Below are 4116 nucleotides of genomic sequence, written 5' to 3' on the forward strand. Positions count from 1 at the left end.
CCCTTTTTCGTCGGCTTACTTCACCACCGCTTCGATCCAGACGGCGATCCTTTGCGCCAGAAACGCCGTGGTCGATGGCGACAGCGCGTCGCCGGCAATGACGTGACTGTCCGGGTCGCCGGTGTCATCGACCGGAACCAGTTCATGCGGCGCGCCCCAGCGCCCGGCAATCTCGCGGGTGCGGTCGGCCCGCACCACTTTGTCCGAATCAGAAAAGATGAACAAAGCAGGGATGGTCGCCTTCTCCACCGGCGCGCCATAGGCAAGCTCGGTCAGCGCCTGCATCGGCAAGGTTGCTTCGATCGGATAGCGGGTGGTCCAGAATTCTTCATTCAGCGCGTTGCGCGGCACGAAGCTGTGTTCCTTGCCGGCGACCAGCCTGGCAATTTGTTTGCCCCACGGCATGGTCAGGATCTCGGCGCCCGAAGCCTTGACGCCGAAGTTCGGGGAGATGAACGCAATCGCCGCCACCTCGTCCGATGCACCGGGCTGCGTTGCCGCCCAGACCGCCAGCGAGCCGCCGGTCGACGTCGAGATGACGATCACCTTGTCGCCGATCGCCCGGCCGATGGCGAGCGCTTCCTCATAGTCGTTGATCCAGGCGTTGATGCTGCCTTGCGTCATCGCCGCGCCATCCTGCCCGTGACCGGTGAGCCGGGTGTAGAAGAGATTGGCATCAAGCTGTTCCGCCACTTCGTCGGGCAGCGGGCGGACCTCGCCCTTCGATGCGGAAAAGCCGTGGATGTAGACGATCGACAGCGGCGTCCTGGCATGCACCAACGGATCGGCCCAGACGATCTCTTTTTCCAGCCCGTCACGGATTCCGGGGATGGCGGCTTCCGCCTTTGCCACATAGGCCTGCGGATCGTCAGCGATGAGCGAGGGATCGAAACGGATCGTGGTGTCGACGCGAACGCGCGGGCCGAGCACGAAGGCCAGTGCGAGAATGGCGATCAGGCCCAGCACAGCAAGCACGATCCGTCGCCCCATCGCAGACTCCACGCAGCACTTGTCTCAACCATGACCCAGGCGGCCCGAAACGGTGGGCCTGCCAATTTCGCCGGCGTCCTATTCGATCGGGGGTTTGCGGTCGTAATGCAGCGGCCGCGCCTTCCAACTGGTCATCAGGCTGATAAACCCTCTGCACAGCGGCCTCGGCAGCAGGCCGAGCAGTTTCAGGGGCCAGCTGGTCCGGCGCGGGAAATGGACTTCGAAGCCGCCCGACTTGATGCCCCGCGCCATGCGGCGCGATGCGCGGCTGACCGGCATCAGTCCCGGCATAGGCAGCATGTTCTTCTCGGTCAGCGGGGTGTCGATGAAGCCGGGATTGAACACCTGGATACGCACGTTCATCTTGTCGAAATCATACTTCAGCGACTCGGCCAGGATGTTGATGGCCGCCTTGGTGCCGCCATAGGCGGCCGTTGTCGGCCAGCCGAAATAGGATGTCACCGAGCCGACCAGCACGACATGGCCGCGCGCCCGCACACGCATGCGTTCGACCGCGGGCACGAGGCCGTTGATGATGCCGAAATAATTGACCTCGAAGGACCGGCGAAAGTCGTTGACGACAAGATTCTCCCCCGGCGTCGAAATGTAGTTCCCTGCATTGAAGATGGCGAGCACGATGGGACCGAGCTCCTTCTCGATCGCGGCGACGGTTCTTGCCATGCGCGGCTCGTCGGTGACATCGCAGGGAAAGGCCGTGACACTGCCCGGCATCTGCGCGGTCTCGACGACAAGCGTGTCGATCGGATCGTCGTCAAGCGCCGTCACCGCGACGGCATAGCCCTGGGAAGCAAGATCCCTGGCCAGCGCACGGCCGATGCCGCTTGAGCCGCCCGTGATCCAGGCGACGCCGTGCTTCGGGTTAGCCCGGTAGAGTGTCATGCTGCGCCCTGTCGACTTGTTGGTGCTTTGCTCTAGAGCGGTTCACCGTTTCACGGAAACGGCGAACTGCTCTATCTCCTTGTTTCTACGCAATTCCGGACGGAAAACCGTTTCACACTTTTCCTGGAATTGCTCTAGCGGTGAAGAAATCGAATGAAAAGCCGCTTTTCAACGTCAGCCGGAAATGAACAGTGGCGCAAGAGGCCAGCCTCGGGAAGCGTCGACGCAACAACAGCACTGCAAATGCGACTGGACCAGACAAATTCTTGCCTTGAAACCGCAGCTTCGGGTTTCTAGGGTTTCGGCGCACCTACACAAGGAATCCTGAATGCCCCGTTCTGTGATCGACGCGATCGGCAACACGCCTCTGATCCGCCTCAACAAAGCTTCGGAACAAACCGGTTGCGAGATCCTGGGCAAGGCCGAATTCATGAATCCCGGCCAGTCGGTCAAGGATCGTGCGGGCCTGTTCATCATCCGCGACGCCGAGAAGCGCGGGCTGCTGAAGCCCGGCGGCGTGATCGTCGAGGGAACGGCGGGCAATACCGGCATCGGGCTGACGCTGGTCGCCAAGGCGCTCGGCTACCGGACCGTCATCGTCATTCCCGATACGCAGAGCCAGGAAAAGAAGGACACGATCAAGCTGCTCGGCGCTGAGCTGATCGAGGTGCCGGCCGTGCCCTACAGGAATCCCAACAACTACGTGAAACTGTCGGGGCGGCTGGCCGAGCAACTGGCAAAGACAGAACCGAACGGCGCCATCTGGGCCAACCAGTTCGACAATGTCGCCAACCGTGACGGCCATATCCGCACCACCGCGGAGGAGATCTGGAACCAGACCGGCGGCAAGGTCGACGGTTTCGTGTCGGCGGTCGGTTCTGGCGGCACGCTGGCCGGCGTCGCCTCCGGACTGAAGGCCAAAAGCCGGGATGTGAAGATCGCGCTCGCCGATCCGCTGGGGGCCGCGCTCTATTCTTTCTACACCAGCGGCGAGCTGAAGTCCGAAGGCAGCTCGATCACCGAAGGCATCGGGCAGGGGCGCATCACCGCCAATCTCGAAGGGTTCACGCCGGATTTTTCATTCCAGATCCCCGATGAGGATGCGCTGCCGATCGTCTTCGACCTGATCCAGGAAGAGGGCCTTTGCGTCGGCGGCTCGACCGGCATCAACATAGCCGGCGCGATCCGTCTGGGCAGGGAATTAGGTCCCGGCCACACCATCGTGACCATTCTTTGTGATTATGGCACGCGCTATCAATCAAAACTGTTCAACCCGGAATTCCTGCGCGAAAAGCAGCTGCCGGTGCCAGGCTGGATGGAACTGAAGAGCACAATTCCGGTGCCGTTCGAAAAGGTCGCGTGATGGCAAACAGGACGGACGCCCTGTTTCGCGACGATGCCTATCTGCGGACGGCGGACGCAACGGTCGTTGCCGTCAACGATCGCGGCGGTATCATCCTCGACCGGACCATCTTCTACGCCACTTCAGGCGGCCAACCGGGCGATACCGGGTATCTCGAACGCGGCGACGGCAGCCGTATCGTCATTGCCGCCACCCTCACCGGTGAGACCAAGGACGAGATCATACACGTGCCGGCGCCGGAGCAGGCGGTTCCGCAGCCAGGCGAGGCGCTGAGGCTGGCGATCGACTGGGAGCGGCGGCATCTCCTGATGCGCATGCACGCGGCTTGCCATCTGCTCACCGTCGTCTGCCCGTTCCCGATCACCGGTGCCTCGGTTTCCGAGGACGACAGCCGTGTCGACTTCGACGCTCCGGATGCCGGCTTCACCAAGGAGGACGTCACCGCCGGGCTGATGGACCTGGTGCGGGCCGATCATCCGATCTTTGTCAGGCTGATCAGTGACGAAGACCTGGCCGCCAATCCCGGCCTGGTGAAATCCAAGAACGTTCGGCCGCCGGTGGGCACAGGCAAGATCCGCCTGGTTTGTATCGGCGACAACGCTTCGGTGGACAGCCAGCCCTGCGGCGGCACCCATGTGAAAAGCACCGCCGAAGTCGGCGAAATCCACATCGGCAAGATCGAGAAGAAGGGCCGCGAGAACCGGCGCTTCCGCATCCGCTTTGGGCCGATGCCGGCAAACTGAACAGGACAGTGATCGCCAAAAAGCGAGCAGGAGAACAAAATGGCCGAGGACAGCCCCTTCACCGTCGACGCAGACTGGCTGCAGCAACGTCTCGGCGAGCCGGGCCTGACGATCATCGAC

The 4116-nt window shown here is 62.4% G+C and carries 4 protein-coding genes; 2 read left to right on the plus strand and 2 right to left on the minus strand.

Features of this window, described 5'->3' with window-relative positions; translation table 11 throughout:
* Window positions 1-15 precede the first annotated feature (15 nt).
* Window positions 16-990, minus strand: coding sequence for an alpha/beta fold hydrolase (locus EN906_RS25265; RefSeq protein WP_127271723.1), 975 nt, complete (start codon window positions 988-990; stop codon window positions 16-18).
* Window positions 991-1068: 78 nt separating this feature from the next.
* On the minus strand, window positions 1069-1890 hold the full coding sequence (locus EN906_RS25270) for an SDR family oxidoreductase (RefSeq protein ID WP_023812065.1): 822 nt from the start codon (window positions 1888-1890) through the stop codon (window positions 1069-1071).
* Window positions 1891-2218: 328 nt separating this feature from the next.
* On the opposite strand from EN906_RS25270, the gene EN906_RS25275 reads away from it, so the two are divergent.
* Entirely contained in the window at window positions 2219-3253 is a 1035-nt protein-coding gene (locus tag EN906_RS25275) for a cysteine synthase A (RefSeq protein WP_127270597.1), read from the plus strand.
* Window positions 3253-3996: an alanyl-tRNA editing protein gene (locus EN906_RS25280; protein ID WP_127270595.1), complete on the plus strand. Its 744-nt coding sequence runs from the start codon at window positions 3253-3255 to the stop codon at window positions 3994-3996. The genes EN906_RS25275 and EN906_RS25280 overlap by 1 nt, the downstream gene beginning before the upstream one ends.
* Window positions 3997-4116 lie beyond the last annotated feature (120 nt).

It is taken from the genome of Mesorhizobium sp. M7A.F.Ca.CA.004.06.1.1 (assembly GCF_003999135.1).
Taxonomy (GTDB): Bacteria; Pseudomonadota; Alphaproteobacteria; order Rhizobiales; family Rhizobiaceae; genus Mesorhizobium.